Source organism: Staphylococcus pseudintermedius (genome assembly GCF_001792775.2).
GTDB classification, from domain to species: Bacteria; Bacillota; Bacilli; order Staphylococcales; family Staphylococcaceae; genus Staphylococcus; species Staphylococcus pseudintermedius.
In genome coordinates, this window is the sequence record NZ_MLGE02000001.1 from 305,766 (window position 1) to 325,984 (window position 20,219).

General features: G+C 38.1%; 19 protein-coding genes. 17 read left to right on the top strand and 2 right to left on the bottom strand.

The window, feature by feature from the left end:
- Positions 1 to 25: 25 nt before the first annotated feature.
- The 9 genes from BJK46_RS01485 to nagA are packed head-to-tail and all read left to right on the top strand — an operon-like array spanning position 26 to position 8,701.
- The gene (locus tag BJK46_RS01485) at positions 26 to 1,141 is read left to right on the top strand and encodes an SIS domain-containing protein (RefSeq protein ID WP_014612757.1); all 1,116 of its coding nucleotides are present in this window, start codon (positions 26 to 28) and stop codon (positions 1,139 to 1,141) included.
- 6 nt (positions 1,142 to 1,147) lie between these two features.
- Positions 1,148 to 2,086 carry a 1-phosphofructokinase family hexose kinase gene (locus BJK46_RS01490; protein ID WP_103263485.1) on the top strand — a complete coding sequence of 313 codons (939 nt, stop codon included), beginning with the start codon at positions 1,148 to 1,150 and terminating at the stop codon, positions 2,084 to 2,086.
- A complete protein-coding gene (locus BJK46_RS01495) occupies positions 2,080 to 3,021 on the top strand; it encodes a tagatose 1,6-diphosphate aldolase (RefSeq protein ID WP_014612759.1) in 942 nt (313 codons plus the stop codon). The genes BJK46_RS01490 and BJK46_RS01495 overlap by 7 nt, the downstream gene beginning before the upstream one ends.
- Before the next feature lie 12 nt (positions 3,022 to 3,033).
- Positions 3,034 to 4,806, top strand: a complete 1,773-nt coding sequence (locus BJK46_RS01500) for a glycoside hydrolase family 35 protein (protein WP_099991788.1) — start codon at positions 3,034 to 3,036, stop codon at positions 4,804 to 4,806.
- Between the two features lie 14 nt (positions 4,807 to 4,820).
- Positions 4,821 to 5,300: a PTS sugar transporter subunit IIB gene (locus tag BJK46_RS01505; RefSeq protein WP_014612761.1), complete on the top strand. Its 480-nt coding sequence runs from the start codon at positions 4,821 to 4,823 to the stop codon at positions 5,298 to 5,300.
- 21 nt (positions 5,301 to 5,321) lie between these two features.
- Complete coding sequence (locus tag BJK46_RS01510; protein ID WP_014612762.1) at positions 5,322 to 6,221, top strand: PTS mannose/fructose/sorbose/N-acetylgalactosamine transporter subunit IIC; 900 nt, start codon at positions 5,322 to 5,324, stop codon at positions 6,219 to 6,221.
- Positions 6,208 to 7,092: a PTS system mannose/fructose/sorbose family transporter subunit IID gene (locus tag BJK46_RS01515; RefSeq protein ID WP_103263486.1), complete on the top strand. Its 885-nt coding sequence runs from the start codon at positions 6,208 to 6,210 to the stop codon at positions 7,090 to 7,092. Before BJK46_RS01510 ends, BJK46_RS01515 begins: the two co-directional genes overlap by 14 nt.
- 21 nt (positions 7,093 to 7,113) lie before the next feature.
- Complete coding sequence (locus BJK46_RS01520) at positions 7,114 to 7,515, top strand: PTS sugar transporter subunit IIA (RefSeq protein ID WP_020219969.1); 402 nt, start codon at positions 7,114 to 7,116, stop codon at positions 7,513 to 7,515.
- 31 nt (positions 7,516 to 7,546) lie between these two features.
- Positions 7,547 to 8,701 (top strand): N-acetylglucosamine-6-phosphate deacetylase, encoded by a 1,155-nt coding sequence (gene nagA / locus BJK46_RS01525; protein WP_063284828.1) that lies wholly within the window; start codon positions 7,547 to 7,549, stop codon positions 8,699 to 8,701.
- A 186-nt stretch (positions 8,702 to 8,887) separates the two neighbouring features.
- On the opposite strand, the gene BJK46_RS01530 is transcribed toward nagA, so the two are convergent.
- Positions 8,888 to 9,403 carry a YceI family protein gene (locus BJK46_RS01530; protein ID WP_014612766.1) on the bottom strand — a complete coding sequence of 172 codons (516 nt, stop codon included), beginning with the start codon at positions 9,401 to 9,403 and terminating at the stop codon, positions 8,888 to 8,890.
- Positions 9,404 to 9,802: 399 nt separating this feature from the next.
- Between BJK46_RS01530 and ptsG the strand changes: the two genes are divergently transcribed.
- From ptsG to BJK46_RS01560, 6 genes are all read left to right on the top strand, one after another.
- Positions 9,803 to 11,863 carry a glucose-specific PTS transporter subunit IIBC gene (gene ptsG, locus BJK46_RS01535; protein WP_096538175.1) on the top strand — a complete coding sequence of 687 codons (2,061 nt, stop codon included), beginning with the start codon at positions 9,803 to 9,805 and terminating at the stop codon, positions 11,861 to 11,863.
- A 440-nt stretch (positions 11,864 to 12,303) separates the two neighbouring features.
- Positions 12,304 to 13,236: a lactate/malate family dehydrogenase gene (locus BJK46_RS01540; protein ID WP_014612768.1), complete on the top strand. Its 933-nt coding sequence runs from the start codon at positions 12,304 to 12,306 to the stop codon at positions 13,234 to 13,236.
- A 34-nt stretch (positions 13,237 to 13,270) separates the two neighbouring features.
- Complete coding sequence (locus BJK46_RS01545) at positions 13,271 to 14,629, top strand: YjiH family protein (RefSeq protein ID WP_172425784.1); 1,359 nt, start codon at positions 13,271 to 13,273, stop codon at positions 14,627 to 14,629.
- Positions 14,630 to 14,659: 30 nt separating this feature from the next.
- The gene (locus BJK46_RS01550; RefSeq protein WP_014612770.1) at positions 14,660 to 15,427 is read left to right on the top strand and encodes an IclR family transcriptional regulator; all 768 of its coding nucleotides are present in this window, start codon (positions 14,660 to 14,662) and stop codon (positions 15,425 to 15,427) included.
- Between the two features lie 259 nt (positions 15,428 to 15,686).
- The gene (locus BJK46_RS01555; protein WP_014612771.1) at positions 15,687 to 15,890 is read left to right on the top strand and encodes a helix-turn-helix transcriptional regulator; all 204 of its coding nucleotides are present in this window, start codon (positions 15,687 to 15,689) and stop codon (positions 15,888 to 15,890) included.
- Positions 15,887 to 16,612, top strand: a complete 726-nt coding sequence (locus BJK46_RS01560) for a DUF3169 family protein (protein WP_103263487.1) — start codon at positions 15,887 to 15,889, stop codon at positions 16,610 to 16,612. The genes BJK46_RS01555 and BJK46_RS01560 overlap by 4 nt, the downstream gene beginning before the upstream one ends.
- Positions 16,613 to 16,741: 129 nt before the next feature.
- Here BJK46_RS01560 and BJK46_RS01565 read toward each other — a convergent pair whose 3' ends face one another.
- Positions 16,742 to 17,785: a zinc-dependent alcohol dehydrogenase family protein gene (locus tag BJK46_RS01565; protein WP_014612773.1), complete on the bottom strand. Its 1,044-nt coding sequence runs from the start codon at positions 17,783 to 17,785 to the stop codon at positions 16,742 to 16,744.
- 391 nt (positions 17,786 to 18,176) lie between these two features.
- On the opposite strand from BJK46_RS01565, the gene BJK46_RS01570 reads away from it, so the two are divergent.
- Positions 18,177 to 18,935 carry a spr1630 family ClpXP-sensitive toxin gene (locus BJK46_RS01570; protein WP_103263488.1) on the top strand — a complete coding sequence of 253 codons (759 nt, stop codon included), beginning with the start codon at positions 18,177 to 18,179 and terminating at the stop codon, positions 18,933 to 18,935.
- Between the two features lie 21 nt (positions 18,936 to 18,956).
- Positions 18,957 to 20,144, top strand: coding sequence for a spr1629 family repressor/antitoxin (locus tag BJK46_RS01575; RefSeq protein ID WP_103263489.1), 1,188 nt, complete (start codon positions 18,957 to 18,959; stop codon positions 20,142 to 20,144).
- Positions 20,145 to 20,219: the final 75 nt, after the last annotated feature.

The window sequence follows — 20,219 nt, forward strand, 5'->3', positions numbered from 1 at the left end:
TAAAAATGATATGGGAGGTAGTATTGTGTTACATGAAACAGATACTTATCGCGAAATAAAGCAACAGCCACAAACTTTGAAAAAAACGTTTGATATTGTTCAAGGGCAACAAGAGGCATTCAAGCAATTTGTGAATCAAATCGAACAAACACATTCAGGGAAAAAATTAAAAGTACTTTTCACAGGCGCAGGATCAAGCGCTTATGTCGGAGATGTCGCACGTATGGCACGCAACACCTCTGTAATGCCAAACTTTGAATTTGAGTCTGTACCGACAACACATTTTGTGACCGATCCACAACTTTATATTGATAACCAAACAGTGTATCTTGTTGTATCGTTTGCGCGTTCCGGTAACAGTCCAGAAACGAAAGCGACAGTCGAATTTGTGAATGAACTTTCTCAACATGTGTATCACTTATTCATTACAAATAATAAAGATGGCTTCTTAGGGGCATACGAAGCGGAGAAAGACAATGTGTTTAAAGTGATTTTGCCTGAAGAAACAAACGACAAGTCACTCGCAATGACATCCAGCTTTTCATCTATGTTATTTGCAAGTTATTTACTCTTCGGTGGTGAAGTGAGTCCACAATTTTTCGAGATTGCAGAATCAAACTTTGAGTGGCTCGAACAACAAGCTCAAGCTGTGAACGCAATGACATTTTCAAAAGTGTTCTATGTAGCGACAGGTTTGATTGGTGAGTTAACAAAAGAAGTGAGCTTAAAACTGAACGAATTAACGGCAGGACAAACAGAAATCGCACGTGAAACAACGTTAGGTTTCAGACACGGTCCTAAAGCAGGTTTAAGCAAAGACGCTATTTTCATTATGATGCGTAGTAATGGTACATATCATCGTCAATACGAAGACGACTTGATTAAAGAAGTGGGCCAAGTGAAAGATCGTTACAAAATGTATATTTTAGACGGTCAAAGTGATGCAAGTGAGCATACTGTTCAATTACCACAATCTGAATCATTATCAGATATGGAGCTCGCATTGCAATATTTAATGTTTGGCCAGTTACTCGCTGCGCAACGTTCTAATGCATTAGGTTTAAATCCGGATAACCCAAGTCCAGACGGCTTCATTAACCGTGTCGTTAAAGGGGTAACGGTTTATCCAGTTAAAGGGTGAGGAATTATGATTGCAACACATACATTTAATCCATCTGTAGACATTACGTACGAGATTGATCCACTTGTGGTTGGTGAAGTCCATCGTGTCAAACAGAAAATCGAAAATCCAGGCGGTAAAGGAATTAACGTGACGAAAGTACTACATCAATTAGGTGCGGCACACTGTGCGTTTGGCTATCTCGGCGGCGCCAATGGTCAGTGGATGGCCGATACGTTGAAAGAGATGGGAATTACAAGTGCGTTTACGTTAATCCAAGGACAGACAAGGCAAAGTTTAGCGTTGAATGATGGCCAAGCCCAAACGGAAGTCCTTGAGCAAGGGCCAACGATTTCAGAAAGCGAACAACAAGCTTATTTTGAAAATGTCACACAACATGCTGCGGATGCGAAAGTGATGACGATCAGCGGCAGTTCACCGCAGTTCGAAACGCATTCGAAGTTTGACCATATGGCACGCATTTTAAAGGCATTCCCACATACGTACAATATTGTCGATACGCATGCGGGCGAGTTAAAAGCACTGTTAGAAGCGAAGTTACCAATTCACTGTATTAAACCGAATCAATCTGAATTTGAAATGCTAGTCGGTGAAACACAGTTAACGATTGATGATTGTGCACGTTTGTTACAGACACATACGTATTTTAGCAATTGCGACGTCTTTTTAACACTAGGTGGAGACGGTGCGCTTGTGAAGTGGAAGCAAGGTGTTTATCGTGCGACATTGCCACATAAGGATATTGTTAATCCAGTCGGTTCAGGTGATTCGACTGTTGCAGGTATTGCTTACAGTGTGGATCAAGGTTTAGCGCCAGAAGCGTTAATTCGTCAAGCCTTAGCATGTGGGACGTCGAATGCTTTACAAGAAAAAACAGGCTTTATTGATGTCAACCAAGTCGCTGAAATTAAAAATGAAATAGAAGTGGAGAGGTTTGAATGGTAAAAGATTTAAGTCGTTTAGTAGATGAAAATGGAATCTATGCAGCAGTGGCAGTAGACCAACGTGGCGCATTAAGAAAATTGTTAGGTGACACAGGAACACCTGAAAACTTGTCATTATTTAAAAAATTGGTAGCAGAAGTGTTAACGTCACATGGTTCTAGCTTTTTAGTAGACCCTGAATATGGTTTAGATGCTGCAAAAGCGAAAGATGCAAAAGCAGGCTTAATCTTATCTTATGAACAAACAGGTTATGATAAGTCTCGGCCTGGACGTTTACCACGTCTAATTGAAGATCAAAGCGTACGTCGTCTTGTTGCAGCAGGTGCAGACGCAGTGAAGTTCTTACTTTACTATGATGTAGATGAATCAGACGAAATCAACCAAAAGAAACAAGCGATGATCGAACGTGTAGGAACAGAGTGTCAAGCTGAAAACGTCCCATTCTTACTTGAAATCTTAACATACGATGACAGCATTGGTGACGAAAAAGGTGAAGCATTTGCGAAAGTTCGTCCACACAAAGTGAACGAAGCGATGCGTGTATTCAGTGAACCACGTTTCCAAGTAGACACATTGAAAGTGGAAATTCCTGTAAACATGAACTTTGTTGAGGGATTTGGAGACAAAACAGTGATGACGCAAGCAGAAGCGGCAGAAGCGTTTAAAGCGCAAGATGCAGCAACAAACATCCCTTATATTTACTTAAGTGGTGGCGTATCTGCGCAATTATTTATGGATTCACTCCAATTTGCAGCTGATAATGGTGCACATTTCAACGGTATTTTATGTGGTCGTGCAACATGGAAAGGTGCAACAGCGGCACTTGTAGACGCAGGTGAACAAGAAGCGAAAGCATGGTTGGAAAGCGAAGGTCTTGATAACTTGAAAGCGCTTAACGAAGTAAATGTAAAAACAGCAACACCAATTCTATCTTAATGAGGTGATGATGTGAGTCGTTTCAAAATAAGCGATACATTTTTATTAGATGACAAACCAATCAAAATATTGTCCGGTGCCATCCATTACTTTAGAATACCAAAGGATGACTGGGAAGATTCATTATACAATTTAAAAGCACTCGGATTTAATACAGTGGAAACTTATGTCCCTTGGAACTTTCATGAAACGATTGAAAATGAGTACGACTTCAAAGGACATAAAGATTTAAAACATTTTATCGAACTTGCAGCAAAGCTTGGACTTTACGTTATCGTACGACCTTCTCCTTACATTTGTGCGGAGTGGGAGTTCGGTGGATTTCCAGCATGGTTATTGAATGACCGTACAATGCGCATCCGTTCGAGAGATGAGAAATATTTAGAAAAAGTGAAAAAATATTATCATGAACTGTTTAAAATCTTAACGCCATTGCAAATTGATCAAGGCGGCCCGATTATCATGATGCAAGTCGAAAATGAATACGGTTCATTCGGTCAAGATCACGACTATTTACGTTCACTTGCTCACATGATGCGTGAAGAAGGAGTGACAGTACCATTTTTCACATCAGACGGTGCTTGGGATCAATGTTTAAGAGCGGGGAGTCTCATTGAAGACGATATTTTACCGACTGGCAATTTTGGTTCACGTACAGTTCAAAATTTCGAAAACTTAAAGACGTTCCAACAAGAATTTAGTAAAAAGTGGCCGTTAATGTGTATGGAATTTTGGGATGGCTGGTTTAATCGCTGGGGCGAACCTGTGATTAAACGAGACAGTGATGATTTGGCTGAAGAAGTGCGCGATGCAGTGAAATTAGGCTCACTTAATTTATATATGTTCCATGGGGGGACAAACTTTGGTTTTTGGAACGGTTGCTCGGCACGTGGTACGAAAGATTTACCACAAGTGACATCTTATGACTATCATGCGCCGTTAGATGAGGCGGGTAATCCAACAGAAAAATACTTTGCTTTACAAGAGATGCTCAAAGAAGAAATGCCTGACATTGAGCAACATGAGCCAAGAACGAAAACATTTATGTCAATGAAAGCTATTCCATTGGCAGCCAAAGTGAATTTATTCGAAGTACTTGAAGACATTTCAACAAAAACGACAAGCTTCTACCCACAAACGATGGAAGAAGCGGGTTCTGGCTATGGTTATATGGTATATCGTACGCGTATCCATAAAGCGACAGAACAAGAAAAATTACGAATTGTAGATGCAAGAGACCGTGTCCACTGTTTTGTAGACCAACAACATGTCTACACAGCGTATCAAGAAGAAATTGGAGATCAGTTTGAAGTCACATTAACGTCTGACCAACCACAAATCGATGTGCTCGTTGAAAATATGGGTCGTGTCAACTACGGCTACAAATTATTAGCACCGACACAACGTAAAGGTTTAGGTCAAGGACTCATGCAAGATCTTCATTTTGTACAAGGTTGGGAACAATTCGATATCGACTTCGACCGTTTAACAGCGAATCATTTCAAACGTGAATGGTCTGAACAACAACCTGCTTTTTACAAATACACATTTGACTTAGCAGAGTCGAACAATACGCATATTGATGTAAGCGGTTTCGGAAAAGGTGTTGTAATCGTCAACGGATTCAACATCGGTCGTTATTGGGAAATTGGACCGTCACAATCGCTCTACATTCCTAAAGCATTTTTGAAACAAGGACAAAATGAAATTATCGTGTTTGACTCAGAAGGAAAATATCCAGAAAGTATCCAACTGATTAAAACACCAAAATTTTCTGAAGTATAAGGAGAGGATTTATTATGGCAATTATCGGAAGCAGAATCGATGGGAGATTAATTCATGGACAAGTGGCAAACTTATGGGCAACAAAATTAAACATTGGACGATTCATCGTTATTGATAATGAAGTCGCTCAAAGTGATATCGACAAACAAGCATTAAAACTTGCGACACCAGCAGGAATTAAATTAAGTGTTTTACCAGTTGAAAAAGCAGCTAACAACATCAACAACGGTAAATATGATTCACAACGTGTGATGGTTATCGCAAAACGTCCTGACCGATTTGTTGAACTTGTGAACAATGGTGTGAAAATTGAAGAATTGAATGTAGGTAACATGTCACAAACAAATGAAACACGTTCAGTGACGAACTCAATCAACATTACTGACGAAGATGTAAACAATTTCAAATTATTACAAGAAAAAGGTGTCAACATTATCTCACAAATGGTACCAAACGATAAATCAGTTGACTTTATGTCATTAATCAAAGAATAGAACTATCAGGAGGCGTTTCTATTGGATATTTTATGGTGGCAAGTATTGCTCTTAACGCTGTACGCAGGTTATCAAATTTTAGATGATTTGCAATTTAATATTTTCGGACATCCTGTATTTGCAGGGATTATATCAGGTTTAATCATGGGCGATGTTACTACTGGTTTAATTATCGGCGGAGGTATGCAGTTAACAATTCTAGGGGTAGGTACATTTGGTGGTGCATCAAGAATCGATGCAAACTCTGGTACGGTATTAGCGGTTGCATTCTCAGTAGCACTCGGAATGAATCCACAACAAGCGCTTGCGACACTTGCTGTACCTGTAGCGAGCTTAATGATTCAAACAGATATTTTAGCACGTTTCACAAACACATTCTTTGCACATCGTATTGATAAAAAAATTGAACAAATGGATTACAAAGGTATTGAACGTAACTACTTATACGGTGCGATTCCATGGGCATTATCTCGTGCGATTCCAGTATTTTTAGCACTTGTATTCGGTGGTAGCGTGGTAGGTAAAATCGTTGACTACTTGAACGGTGATTTAAAATGGTTAGGTGACGGTTTAACAGTGGCAGGTGCGGTATTACCAGCAGTCGGTTTCGCTATTTTGTTACGTTACTTACCTTTGAAAAAACATTATCCTTACTTTATTTTAGGTTTTATCATTACAGCATTAATGGTGACAGTCTTTAACGGTTTATCAGGTATAGGGACATCAGTTGCAGGTTTAGACAAAAACTTTACAATGTCGTTCTCATCATTACCAATGTTAGCGATTGCAGCGATTGGTTTTGCTTTAGCGGCAATGGAATACAGTCGAAGCTCACAATCTAAAACAATAGCTGCAAATCATGGAGGAAACCAAGCAACAGATGCGGATGATGAAGGAGAGATTGACGATGACGAATTATAATCAAACGGAAACACAAATTTCTCAAAACGCTGATGCAAATTCAAAGTTAACAGGTGCAATGCCGCAAATACCTTATAAACTGACTGATAAAGACTTTAGACAAATGAACATACGTAGCTTATTGTTCTTCCAATGGGGTTGGAACTACGAGCGTATGCAAGGGTCTGGTTATTTATTCACGATCCTTCCACAATTACGTAAAATTTATGGTGACGATTCACCTGAATTACAAGAAATGATGCGAACACATGCGCAATTCTTCAATACAAGTAACTTCTTTAACACGATTATTATGGGTATTGATATTGCGATGGAAGAAAAAGAACGCTATGCATCAAAAGAATCTGTCAAAGGGATTAAAGTCGGTTTAATGGGACCATTTGCGGCTGTAGGGGATGCGATTTTCGGTTCATTAGTTCCTACAATTTTCGGTGCCATTGCAGCAAACATGGCGCAAGACGGTAATCCATTCGGTGCATTGCTTTGGTTTGTCGCAATGCTAGCTATCATCGTATTCAGATGGAAACAGTTGAAATTCGCGTACAAAGAAGGGATTTCACTTGTGACAACGATGCAACACCGCTTAGAATCATTAACGAATGCAGCAACATTGCTCGGGGTATTCATGGTCGGTGCACTCGTCGCTACGATGATTCGTGTGCAATTTGCTTGGAAACCACAAATTGGTGATTTAACAGTCAACATCCAAAACAATGCCGACATGATTTTACCAAGATTATTACCTTTGATTATTGTATTTGCCATTTACTGGTTATTAGGACGTAAAAAAATGAACTCAACACGTGCAATCTTCATTGTGATTATCGTTTCAATTATTTTGTCAGCGTTGGGTGTTATTTCAAAAATTTAATTCGATGGGAGCATTTGAACTATGGAAAAGTTAATCCTTGTGAGTCACGGCGCTTTTTGTGAAGGGCTTAAAGACAGTGTAGAAATGATTCTTGGGCCTCAAGATTACATTCATACTGCGGCATTGACACCAGAAATGGGGCCTGAAGATTTTGAAAAAGCATTAGACGCACTCATTGATGAAGGCGATCAAGTGACAGTTTTTGCAGATTTATTAGGCGGTACACCAGCGAATACCGTTTCTAAAAAAATCATGAATGGGTCAGACTTAAATCTTTATGTAGGGATGAGTTTACCAATGGTGATGAGCTATATTAATGGTAAAATGATTGGTGAACAACCTGACTATGTGCAAAAAGCGCAAGAAGGTATCATTCACATCAACGCGCTGTTAAATCAAGACGATGACGATGATGATGAATAAAACAATCAAATTACAGTAAAGAAGGTATACTATGACATATGTAATTATAAATGGCGTCATTTATACAGAAGACGGTGTGATTTCAGACGGTTACCTTATAGTGGAAGAAGGTAAAATTAAAGCAATTGAAACGGGTGCGTATACTGGGGACTTAGAAGTTGTAGATGCAAAAGGACGTCACATCTTACCCGGTTTCATTGACGTGCACATCCACGGTGGTTATGGTGAAGATGCGATGGACGGCTCATACGATGGCTTGAAATATTTAGCGGAACATCTATTAATAGAAGGCACAACGACCTTTTTAGCGACGACAATGACACAGTCTCAAGAAGCGATTGAAAAGGCATTACACAATATTAGTGTTTATCATCAGAAACAGGATGTGACCAATGCTGCCGAAGTAGGTGGTGTACATTTAGAGGGACCATTCATTTCTGAGCACAAAATCGGAGCACAAAATCCAGCATTTATCCAAAGACCCACAGTGGAATTGTTGAGACATTTTCAAGAGAAAGCTAAAGGACTCATTAAAATTGTGACAATTGCACCCGAAGTTGAAGGTGCAAGTGAAGTCATTCAAACGTTAAAAGATGAGTTTATCTTTTCAATGGGTCATACTGAAGTCGATTTTGATCAAGCGAACACAGCAGCAGCAGAGGGTGTCAAACACGTCACACACTTATACAATGCGGGTGTCGGTTTCCATCATAGAAATCCAGGTATGTTTGGTGCAGCTTGGACAAACGACCGATTAAGTACAGAAGTCATTGTCGATGGTGTCCATGCACATCCTCAATCAGTCGCAATTGCGTATCAACATAAAGGACCAGAAAAAATGTACCTGATTACGGATGCGATGCGTGCAAAAGGAATGCCTGAGGGTGACTATGAATTAGGAGGCCAAAAAGTGATTGTGAAAGATCACGAGGCGCACTTGGAATCGGGTTCGTTAGCTGGTAGTGTCTTGAAAATGAATGAGGGTTTACGCAATTTGATTCAATTTACGGGAGAAAGTTTAGAAACATTATGGCCAGTAACTAGCTTGAATCAAGCGAAAGCATTGCGGATTGATGACCATAAGGGCAGTATCGCTGTAGGCAAGGATGCGGATCTTGTGGTTGTAGATGATGACATACACGTGTATCAAACGATAAAAATGGGGCGTGTGCATAACATCATATAGTAGTACATGGATACGACGATAGCAAGTGGGCGAAACACCATAAGCTATCGTCTTTATTATGTTGAAGTATTTTTGTACTTCAATAAAATCATCAAAAAATCCGAGATAGTACATCATTATGAATGACGAACATCTCGGATATTTGTTTAACTAAGATGGTATTGTCTTAGCGAAATCTGAGTTTTATTAATCTTCAATAGAAAACTCACCGTGGAATTCGAATTTAACGTCTTTACCAAGCATAACGCCACCTGTTTCTAAAGCTTGGTTGAAGTTCATACCGTATTTTTCACGGTCAATTGTACCTGATGCTGTAAAACCAGTAACTTTTCCGCCTGTAAGTGGGTTGTTGCTCACACCAAGGTTTTCAAAATCGAATGTTTCTTCGTTTGTTTGACCGGCAATTGTCAAATCACCAGTAACTTTGTTTTCTGTTACTTTTTTAGATTTGAAAACGATTTGTTGGTGAGATTCCGCATTAAAGAAATCCGCTGTTTTTAAGTGGTTGTCACGATCAGCATTTTTTGTGTCGATTGAGTTGACATTAATTGTTACAACAGATTGTAATGAGCTTAAGTCATTAATATCTCCTGTCACGTCAACTGTGTAATCGTGAAATGTTCCTTTAACTTTTGAAACCATTAAGTGGCGGATTGAAAACTCCAAATTACTGTGTACTGGATCGAATTTAAGGTTAGTCATAGAAAGACCCTCCGTGTAAAATATTTTTAATTAGTTATATGATATAAAAAATATACCAAAAGGTTCGTATTTTGTAAAGCAAAAAGATTTTTAACATTAAAATATGTCTTGCGATAGTTACACTACTATTTTGAAGAAGTGAGTACGATTCGTCAAAGAAAGTGATTTTGCAAGGAGGTTGCAAGGATTTTATTGCATATAGAAGTGAGCTTTAAAGCTATGTTTATAAATATTAAAAAAAACATTGTATTGCAAACTTCAATGTAATACAATAAAGTTAATTCGATATAAAGCGTGTTACTGATAATCAGGCATGAGCAAAAAGAAACTGTTTTATAACAGTTTTATTTGCTCATGCCTTTTTATATGACTCAATGATTTTAAAGCGGTGTTTTAATGATTTTTAAACTTTTTTTTGGACAGTTACAAAGAGTAGGGAAGGCGTTAATGCTTCCGGTTGCCATTTTGCCGGCTGCCGGAATTTTACTTGCACTAGGTAATGCCATGCACAATGAGCAACTCGTATCCTTGGCACCATGGTTGAAGCATGAAGTATTTGTCATTCTTTCTACAATTATGGAATCAGCAGGTCAAGTGGTATTCGATAATTTACCTTTACTTTTTGCAGTGGGGACAGCATTAGGTTTAGCAGGCGGTGATGGTGTCGCAGCATTAGCAGCATTGGTCGGTTACTTAATTATGAATGCAACGATAGGTAAAGTAATGCATATTAGTATCGATCAAATCTTTTCTTTTGCTGATGGCGCAAAAACATTAAGTCAAGCGAATAAGTTACCACAGCATGCCTTGATACTAGGTATCCCAACATTACAAACAGGTGTATTCGGCGGTATCATTATGGGGGCGTTAGCAGCATGGTGTTACAACAAATTTTATAACATTACATTACCACAGTTTTTAGGTTTTTTTGCTGGTAAACGTTTTGTACCGATTGTGACATCATTGGTTGCGATTGTTACGGGGGTTGTGTTGGCATTTGTTTGGCCACCGATTCAAGAAGGCCTTAATGATTTATCAAACTTCTTATTAAACAAAAACCTTGTATTAACGACATTTATTTTTGGAATTATTGAACGTTCGTTGATTCCATTTGGTTTACATCACATTTTCTATGCGCCATTTTGGTTTGAATTTGGCTCATACGTGAATCAAGCTGGTGAAGTGGTTCGAGGAGATCAACGTATTTGGATGGCACAAATGAAAGATGGCGTCGAATTTACAGCCGGTGCTTTCACAACAGGTAAATATCCATTCATGATGTTTGGTTTACCAGCGGCAGCATATGCGATTTATCGACAAGCGCGACCAGAGCGTAAAAAGATTGTTGGTGGTTTGATGTTATCCGCGGCATTAACATCATTTTTAACAGGTATTACAGAACCATTAGAGTTCTCATTCTTATTTGTTGCACCGATTTTATACGTATTACACGTATTGTTAGCAGGGACATCTTTCTTAGTCATGCATTTATTAGATGTTAAGATTGGAATGACATTCTCAGGTGGTTTTATTGATTATATTTTATATGGTTTACTGAATTGGGATCGCACCCATGCCTTATACGTGATTCCAGTAGGTATTGTTTACGCTATCATTTACTACTTCTTATTTACTTTTGTCATCAAGCATATGAATTTAAAAACGCCTGGTCGTGAAGATGAAGTTGCAGAGACGAGAGATACGTCAGTTGAGCGCTTACCATTTGATGTGCTTGATGCGATGGGTGGTAAAGACAACGTGAAACATTTAGATGCATGTATTACGCGTCTCCGTGTCGAAGTTTTGGACAAAGCAAAAGTTGATGTGAACGCATTGAAAGAATTAGGTGCCGCAGGTGTGCTTGAAGTCGGCAACAACATGCAAGCCATTTTTGGACCGAAATCTGATCAAATTAAGCATGACATGGCACTCATTATGAAAGGTGAGATTACGAGTCCGAGTCAAACGACGGTCTCTGAGGAAGATGAAGCTGTGCATATTGATGGTTCGAGAAGTGTGACGATTGTTGCGCCATGTGACGGAGAAGTGATACCGTTATCAGAAGTGCCTGATCAAGTCTTTTCAGGCGGTATGATGGGTGACGGTGTGGGCTTTATCCCACGTCAGTCTGAAATTGTCGCGCCATTCCATGGTAAAGTGAAAGCCTTATTCCCAACAAAACATGCTATTGGTATTGAATCAACAGACGGGGTAGAATTGCTGATCCATATCGGTATTGATACAGTGAAATTAAATGGAGAAGGCTTTGAAAGTTTCGTTAAAGTCGGCGATGAAGTGGCGGAAGGTCAATTGTTGATGAAAGTGGATTTAGAATATCTGCAACAACATGCGCCAAGTATTGTGACGCCGATGATTGTGACAAACTTAGGAGAGCGTCAAATTGAAGTAGAAGACGTTAAGGAAGTTGAGAAAGGTCAAAGAGTATTCACTGTTTTATAACAGTTAGTGTGAATGATAGTAGGTGCTGTATCAGTGTTTGTGTAAATGCTGATAGGGCACCTTTTTTGTGTATTTTGAACACAAATGTTTTGGATTGATGATAAATAGATTGCTTTGACGCTTTTTCTCTTTCTCAAGGACTGATGTCTCAACTCAATTTGTCTTGATGCACAGTTATCACTTTCCTATATCATCATTTAAACGGATATGTTCATTTTTGGATATACAGTATCCACACCTCTTTCATTTACAGCGAAATTCAACTACTTTTGTCTCCCCAAAAGTCTCATGAATACGTAACTTGACCGACCAAACCGACTTGTTTTATAAGTTGTGACATATTTGTGATTTATTTCACAAAATTATTGTTTCGTCATGAAGTTTGGGGTATGCTTAAATCGAAAAATGAAACACGTTCCATTTTGAAAGGGTGAAATGATATGAGCAAAGTGAGTATTATTGGTGCGGGTGCAGTAGGTTCGACTGCTGCGTATTTGTTATCTGAAACGCCATGGGTAAAGGAGGTTGTGTTGGTCGATGTGGATCGGGACCGGGCTCAAGGGCAAGCGTTAGATATGATGCATGGTGTCGGTGTATCACAAGCGAAACGTGTCATTGCAGGAGAATATGAAGCGACACAAGGTTCTGATGTCATTATTATTACGATTGGCGTACCGGAAAAAGTAGGGGAGTCTCGCCTGATTCCACTGCAGAAAAATGCAGATATTTTAAAAGAAATTGTGCCGAAAATGACAGCGTATAGTCCGAATGCCAAAATCGTAACAGTGAGCAATCCGGTCGATATTTTAGCGTATACGACTTATCAAATCAGTGGCAAGGCACCTTCAGATGTCATTGGTTTAGGCACATTGCTCGATACGTCACGTCTGAAATATTTGTTGAGTGACTACTTTAACGTGAGTCCAAAAAGTATTGAAGCGACTGTTGTCGGGGAACATGGTGATTCGCAAGTCGTCTTATGGCGTCATGTCCGTATCGGTGGTCTGCCGTTAGAGGCATTTGCCGCATCTCAAAATATGATGTTACCAGATGACTTCAAAGAAACGATGGCACAACGTGTGAAAGATACAGCTTTTGATGTATGGAAAATGAAAGGACCGAATTGTTATTGTGTAGCGAATGCAATTCAATGTTTGGTAGAAGCACTGCTAAGCCCAGAACGACGTATATTACCAGTGTCGAATTTATATACAACATCAACGGGTTTGACAGTTTATATTAGTCTACCAAGTATTGTGAGTGAACAAGGGGTTGAACAAATGCTTCCTGAATTACTGAATGCAGAAGAGGAAGCACAATTGAACGCTTCGTGCGCAGTGATGCATGACTATATTCAACAATTGACTTTGTAATGAAGTAAAGACCAATGACAAGGAAGTTTTGATGATGAAAAATAATTTACAACAACCGACAACTGACAAAGTAGATATGAAAAACTTGATTAAATTTATTGTTGCGACACTTTTAGGGATTATCATTGTACTCATTCCATTTTCTTTTGCGAATGGTGTCGATACAATTTTATTTCACGTCATAAAGACCTTTGTTTCAACGTTTCAAGGACCGATCACTTGGTTGATTGCGCTTGTTTTTTGTATTAGTGCAGTAATGGCCGTGATTGACCAAATTTGGCAGCCGGATTGGATTCGTAACAACACGACGTTGAAACCTCTTTTTTCGACAACGCCATTTTATACGGTAAACCGGATACTCGGTACGTTGATTACTTTAATGTGTTTATTTCAAGTTGGACCATTGTTTTTAACTTCGGAAGAGACAGGGATGACGATGGTAAATTTAGCCGTTCAACTATCTGTCATTGTTCCGATTATGTTGCTTTTCCAAACACTCATTTTAGAATTTGGTGCGATGGAATTTATCGGTGAACTCATAGGATTTTTAATTAAGCCGGTCTTTAAAATCTCTGAAATCTGTGCAGTCAGTGCAATTAGTGCTTGGGTCGGACCGGGGAATGCGGCGATACTGGCTTCTAAGGAATTGTTTGAAAAAGGGTATTATACAGTGAAAGAGACAGCGATTCTCGGTAGTCAATTTTCGACATCAAGTATTGGTTGGGTCGTTCTCGTGTGTAGTGTGCTCGGTGTTGTCGATGATTTCGGCATGATTTTCTTAGGGATTACAGTGATTGGCATGATTGTTGCATTTATCTGTGTACGTATTCCGCCTATTTCTCGTTATCCAGATGTTTATGTTGACGGGACACCATTAAAAGAAGTCCAAACAGCAACGCAACTATCTAAACTTAAAATAGCGACGACACAAGCGACTGAACGTGCAGCGAAAGTGACAGCACACAATTTTATTAGTAAAAAAGACAATATGATGTTCTATGTTGTTTGGTTAATGCCCATCATTGTTTGTTGGGGAACATTAGCACTTGCGATTTCCGTTTATACGCCTTTACTTGCTTGGGTGTCTTACCCAGTTCAATGGATTTTACAATTCGCAGGCATACCGGAAGCGGCTGTCACAGCGAGTGCAATTATGTCAGGCTTTGCGGATAACTATTTACCTGTCATTTTAGGTGCGAATTTAACAGAGTCAACAAGTAAAGTCGTGATTGCGATGATGAGTATTTTGCAGTTGATCTTTTTATCCGAAATTGCAACGTTGCTCACATCAGCGAATGCGCTTCAAAAGTTTTCGCACATTGTTATTATTTTCTTACAACGCACTTTCATTGCATTACCGTTTGTTATCGTATTTGTGAAACTGTTCTTCTAAATGAAATCACAGAAAAGGTGGGGAATCGATGTGGCCGAATATACGCCTATTAAAACTGTCATTCAAACATTTGAAATTTTAGATATATTGTCCCAACATCAAAAAATGGGAGTCAGTGAGATGGCGCGATTGACGATGTTACCGAAAAGTACCATTTATCGTCATTTAAGAACTTTAGTGGATTTGAATGTCGTTGCGCAAGATAAAGATGAAAATTATTACCTCGGTTATAAAATGTTAAAATATCAAAATCATATGAAGCAAACGGACTCATTGATTCACCATCTCAAGCCGTTTATGCGTCGGCTGGTGGAAAAAACCGGAGAAGCGATTAATTTGGGCATATTGGTCAATCAAGAAGTGTGTATTTTGCACACGGAATATGGGGAACAGTATACATTACAAGCACAACTCGGTCCTACATCAATGTTGCATTGTTCAGGGATGGGAAAATGGTTTTTAAATACATTTTCAGATGAGGCGTTGGAAACTTATTTTAAGACGGCGACATCACGTACGATTCATACGGTGACAACGGCTAAAGCTTTTAAATATGATATGGCGACGCGGCCTCACCAAGATATCGTGGTCGATCGTGAAGAATATGAATACGGTTTGATGTGTATAGCGACATCGATTAGAGATGAATCAGGCGTTATTCAGGCTTCGATGAGTATTTCAGGGCCAGTCAGTCGCTTAGAACATAAAGGATTGGATGTGATGCAAGAAACGCTCCTTGAAGAAGCAACAAAAGCGAGTAATTACTTGCAAGATATCGGTTATTGGATATCGAGATGAGCGATTGCATCCATTTATAATAAAGAAAACAGTTCATCGTGTAGTATGTTTGACGTCATTTTAATAGTGAAGAGACTGGGACATTAAGTTTTCCCAGTTTCTTTTATTATTATGGACTTATATCGATTAATGATGATTAAACTCTCGAAAAATAAGGAGAATTGGACGTAAAAATGGATGCTATTGTTTCTTCTTTGACTAACATGCTTGTCAAAATGACTAATAGCATATATATTGAATGAAGTAAGGAGTTGAAGGCATGAAAAATAGGTTGAAGGAGCTGCGGGCACGTGACGGCTACAACCAGACACAACTCGCGAAAAAGGCAGGCATTTCACGTCAAACGGTCTCGTTAATCGAACGCAATGGATTTACACCTTCGATACTCACGGCGATTAAAATTGCGCGTATATTTGGAGAACCGGTAGAGAATGTCTTTATCATAGAGGAGGAAGATCTATGAAAGTATGGCGTTATTTATCGTTTGTAATTCTTGGCGGTATCGTCGGTGTTTTCGTTTCATTATTAATAAGTGGGATAGACTTTCAACATCTCATTGAGCACATCGATTTTATGGATCAACAATTTATGGTGATATCATGTGTCATCGTGACGCTATGTATCATTGGGCTGACATTATGGCAATATCAAACACAAAAAGCAGCATTAAAACTGAAGTCTCGCGTAGATCATCAGACAGAAATTGAGGAAACTGATACACTAGAAAACCAAGCGAATATGAAATTTTTAAAAGTCAGTATCATCGTTTACGTACAATATTTCATTAGTTTTGTTTACTTTTTCATCCTAGCGTTAGGGAATCAAGGGGATAAGGCATTAATAACAGTATTGATCCCATTTCTTTTTACGATTATCCCAGCAATCATGGTCGGTTTTTTCCAAAGAAAGTTTGATCGTCGCTTTCCAAAAATGGGGGAGGCAAAATATACGGAAAAAACTTTTGAAATGATGGATGAAGGGGAGCGTCATATTACTGTAGTGTCACTCTACAAGGTGTATCATATGAATTTATCACTCATTATCATCGGTGTTGTATTGCTCTCATTCTTTTCTTTAGTGACAGGTATCAATCAGTTTTTAGGTATTTTGTTCATGATTGTATTGTTTGCTTACAATACATTCGGTTATTTATGGAAAGTGAGCCGATTTTATCGAGAGGGGTAAAGGCAGTGTGCGGGATGTCTACCCGAACACTACCGGCACAGTTGAAATGGTTGAAAATGAAAAGAGTAAAGACGACACATGAAGTGCATGTCCTTACTCTTTTTATTTTGAATGTAAAAGAATGTCAGTCTATTTGTCGTTAGAAATAATCACTTTTAATGTGCCTTCTTGAGCGGCATTGCCAAACACTTCATAGGCTTCTAACATGTCATCCATTTCGAAGTGGTGCGTAATAAGCTTTTCAGGTTGCACTTTACCCGACTCTACAGTTTTTAGTAAGAGTGGTGTAGAGTATCCACTTACAAGACCTGTTGTTATAGAGATATTTTTAATCCATAATTCTTCAAGGTGTAAATCAACCTTTGTACCGTGAACACCAATGTTAGCAATACGGGCACCAGGGCTAATAATTTTTTGACATAATTCGAATGTTGCTGGAATTCCCACTGCTTCCATTGCGACATCGACACCACGTCCACCAGTTAATTCATGAATGCGTTCGAGGACATTTTCGCTACTACTGTTGATAGAAGCTGTTGCACCTAAATCTTTAGCAGCTTGTAAACGATTGTCATCAAGGTCAATCATAATAATCTCAGCAGGTGAGTAGAATTGTGCAGTGAGAACAGCAGCCAAACCGATTGGACCTGCACCTACAATCGCAACAGTGTCACCAGGGTTAACGTTCGCGCTTAATGTACCAATTTCAAAACTTGTTGGTAAAATATCACTCAGCATAACAAGCGCTTCGTCATTCGCACCATCTGGCACACGGTGTAAACTGTTGTCTGCATGTGGAATACGCACATACTCAGCTTGCGTACCATCAATCAAGTGACCTAAAATCCAGCCACCATCTTCACAGTGCGCATAAAGTTGCTTTTTACAGTAGTAACATGATCCACAAGCTGTCACCGCTGAAATAATCACTTTGTCTCCTTTTTTAAATTGTGTTACTGAATCGCCCACTTCTTCAACAATCCCTACACCTTCGTGCCCTAAAATACGACCATCAGTTACAGCAGGGACGTCACCTTTTAAAATGTGTAAGTCAGTTCCGCAAATTGTTGTCTTCACTACTTTAACAATAACGTCTGTTGGCTTTTGCAATTGTGGCTTTTCAACTTCGATCCATTCTTTTTTTCCAGGACCACGATAAACAAGTGCTTTCATTTTAACATTCCTCCCCAGGATATCTATCTTTATTTTCGCACTATTCTATAAATTAAGTCAATAATAGTGCGAAAAATTTATATTAAATTTACATGATTTATAACTATATTATATGCTTTCAAAATGATTATTCAACGCATTTTCAGTTATATTGTGAATAAATTCACATAAAAGACACAGAACGTTCATCAGTTTGAAACAGTTCGTTTTCGTGGGGGAAGTTATGATTATATATTACAAATCTAGTTAGTTTTAATGAGCAACAATAATGATATTCTTTCACCAAACTTTAAAGTTATCATTGTTTTAATTACTTTACTTTAAATATTTGATTGATTTTACAAAAAACCTCGATTATGATTAAGTTAGTTATCGATTAGGAGTTGATTTTATGTCACAATTTAATCATCAATTGAAGTTATCTATTGTAAAAGGAATTGTCGCAGGCTATAAGGAATATGTAGAAGTAAGAAATGAAGCGCATAAAAAATTAAAAGTAAGTAATGGTTATGCATTTACTAAAGCGAATTATATTGATCACCACGTTGTGCTTCATACCGAGAATTTTGTGGAAAATACAAGACGTAGTGCAGGACCTTCATGGAAGTTTTTATTATTTAGCCCGACCGACAAACATCACGAAAAGATTTTTCATTTTGTAGTAGTAAGTGGTAGAACTTTTAATAAGGATAAAGTCAATAAGGGTAGAAGATTGATTCATAATGGTGGTGAACCTCCAGAAAAGAAATATTTGACTGAATTAATAGAATTGAACCGCGGTGTTGATTTTGAAAAGCTAAACCAATCATTACATGTTAACCATCAACTTAATGCAGATAAAATGCTTTTCGATATGATAAACAATGACTCAAGCGACAAAATCAAATTTATTATGATTACTTATGATGTTGATCACCAATCAAAAATGTTAAAAGAAGTAAAGGTTTGGATACCAAATCCAATGACTTACAGTGCTATCGAATTTTTAAATTTAACAGAAGAAATGAATGATGTTATAAAAAATGATGAACACTATCAAATCAATGAAGAGGAAATTGAAGTTTTAAAACAAGACCGAGAAGATGTAGAATGGATAGATACAGAAGTGTTTGGGTTTGAAATTGAAGAAATCAAAGAAAGTGATTTATAATTAAAGGAAGCGTGAAATATTATGTTTAAAGGTGAGAACCTTAAAGCGTTAAGAATGATTGAAGGATACAGTCGTAAATCATTAGCAGACGTATTACAAGTTTCAGAACAAGCAGTTTGGCAGTATGAAGAACAAAACATGATGCCTGAAATCAACAAAATATATACTTTGGCGCAAAAATTCAATGTAAAAACAAAGTTCTTCTTCTCACCAAAACAAGAATTATTTAGTATAACGGCAGTTGATACGCACTCGATTGCTTTTCGGTCTAAAAATCAAAGGACAAGCACGAAAATTTTAAGTCAGAACCATGCACAAGCAAACTTTTATGCGCAATTGACTAGTCATTTATCGGCATATGTGAAGCAACCTCACCTTCCGATATTAACTTTAGTAAGTAAGATTGACCGTTATTTTTCACAGAATATCGATGCAAGAGTGCGTATTCAATTGATTGCAAATGACGCGCGGAAAATGATACTCGGTGACCAATCGAACCATCAGCTGTTATTAGCATTAGAAAAGTTTGGGGTTTACATTTATGAAAAAGATTTAACTGATGATGCCGACGCGTATAGTTTTTGGTCAAAATATCAAGTACCATTTATTATTTTGTCTAATAACAAGGGTGTTGCTGTACGAAGACATTTTGATTTAGCGCATGAGTTAGGTCATTTGTTACTTCATCGTCAAATTGAATTTGATATGTTGTCACACGAAGATTTTCAACGCATCGAAAAAGAAGCAGATATTTTTGCGGCTGAATTTTTATTACCCGAAAAGCAATTTATCGCGTCTTTTAATCAAGTTAAAAAGAAATCAAATCCTGATCATTTCGTGATGTTAAAAGAACGATGGTATGTTTCTATTCAAGCGATGGCGATGCGTGCTTATTATTTAGGTCTCATTTCAGATACGCAATATCGTTACTTTTGGTCATTAATTAATAAAAAGGGTTATAAAAAAAGAGAACCGTTAGATGCAGAAATCAAATTACCTAAGCCAGTAAAAATCAATAGCTTATTGAATATGCTTTTTACCAAAAAAGTACTGACACCTGAAAACCTACTTAATAACTTGCAAGTTGAGCCTGAATTTTTATATAAAAAAGCAAATATCAGTCAAAAGCTATTCGAAAAATTTATGCAACAAGAAAAGCAAACAGCTGAAGCAGATGTTTTAAAGGGTTACATTATCCCTTTCACATAATTACTTTATGGCGTAAAGCGTTATCTCTCCTTAAACCAAATAATAAAAAAAGAGTGCCGAAGACTTTCATAGCCT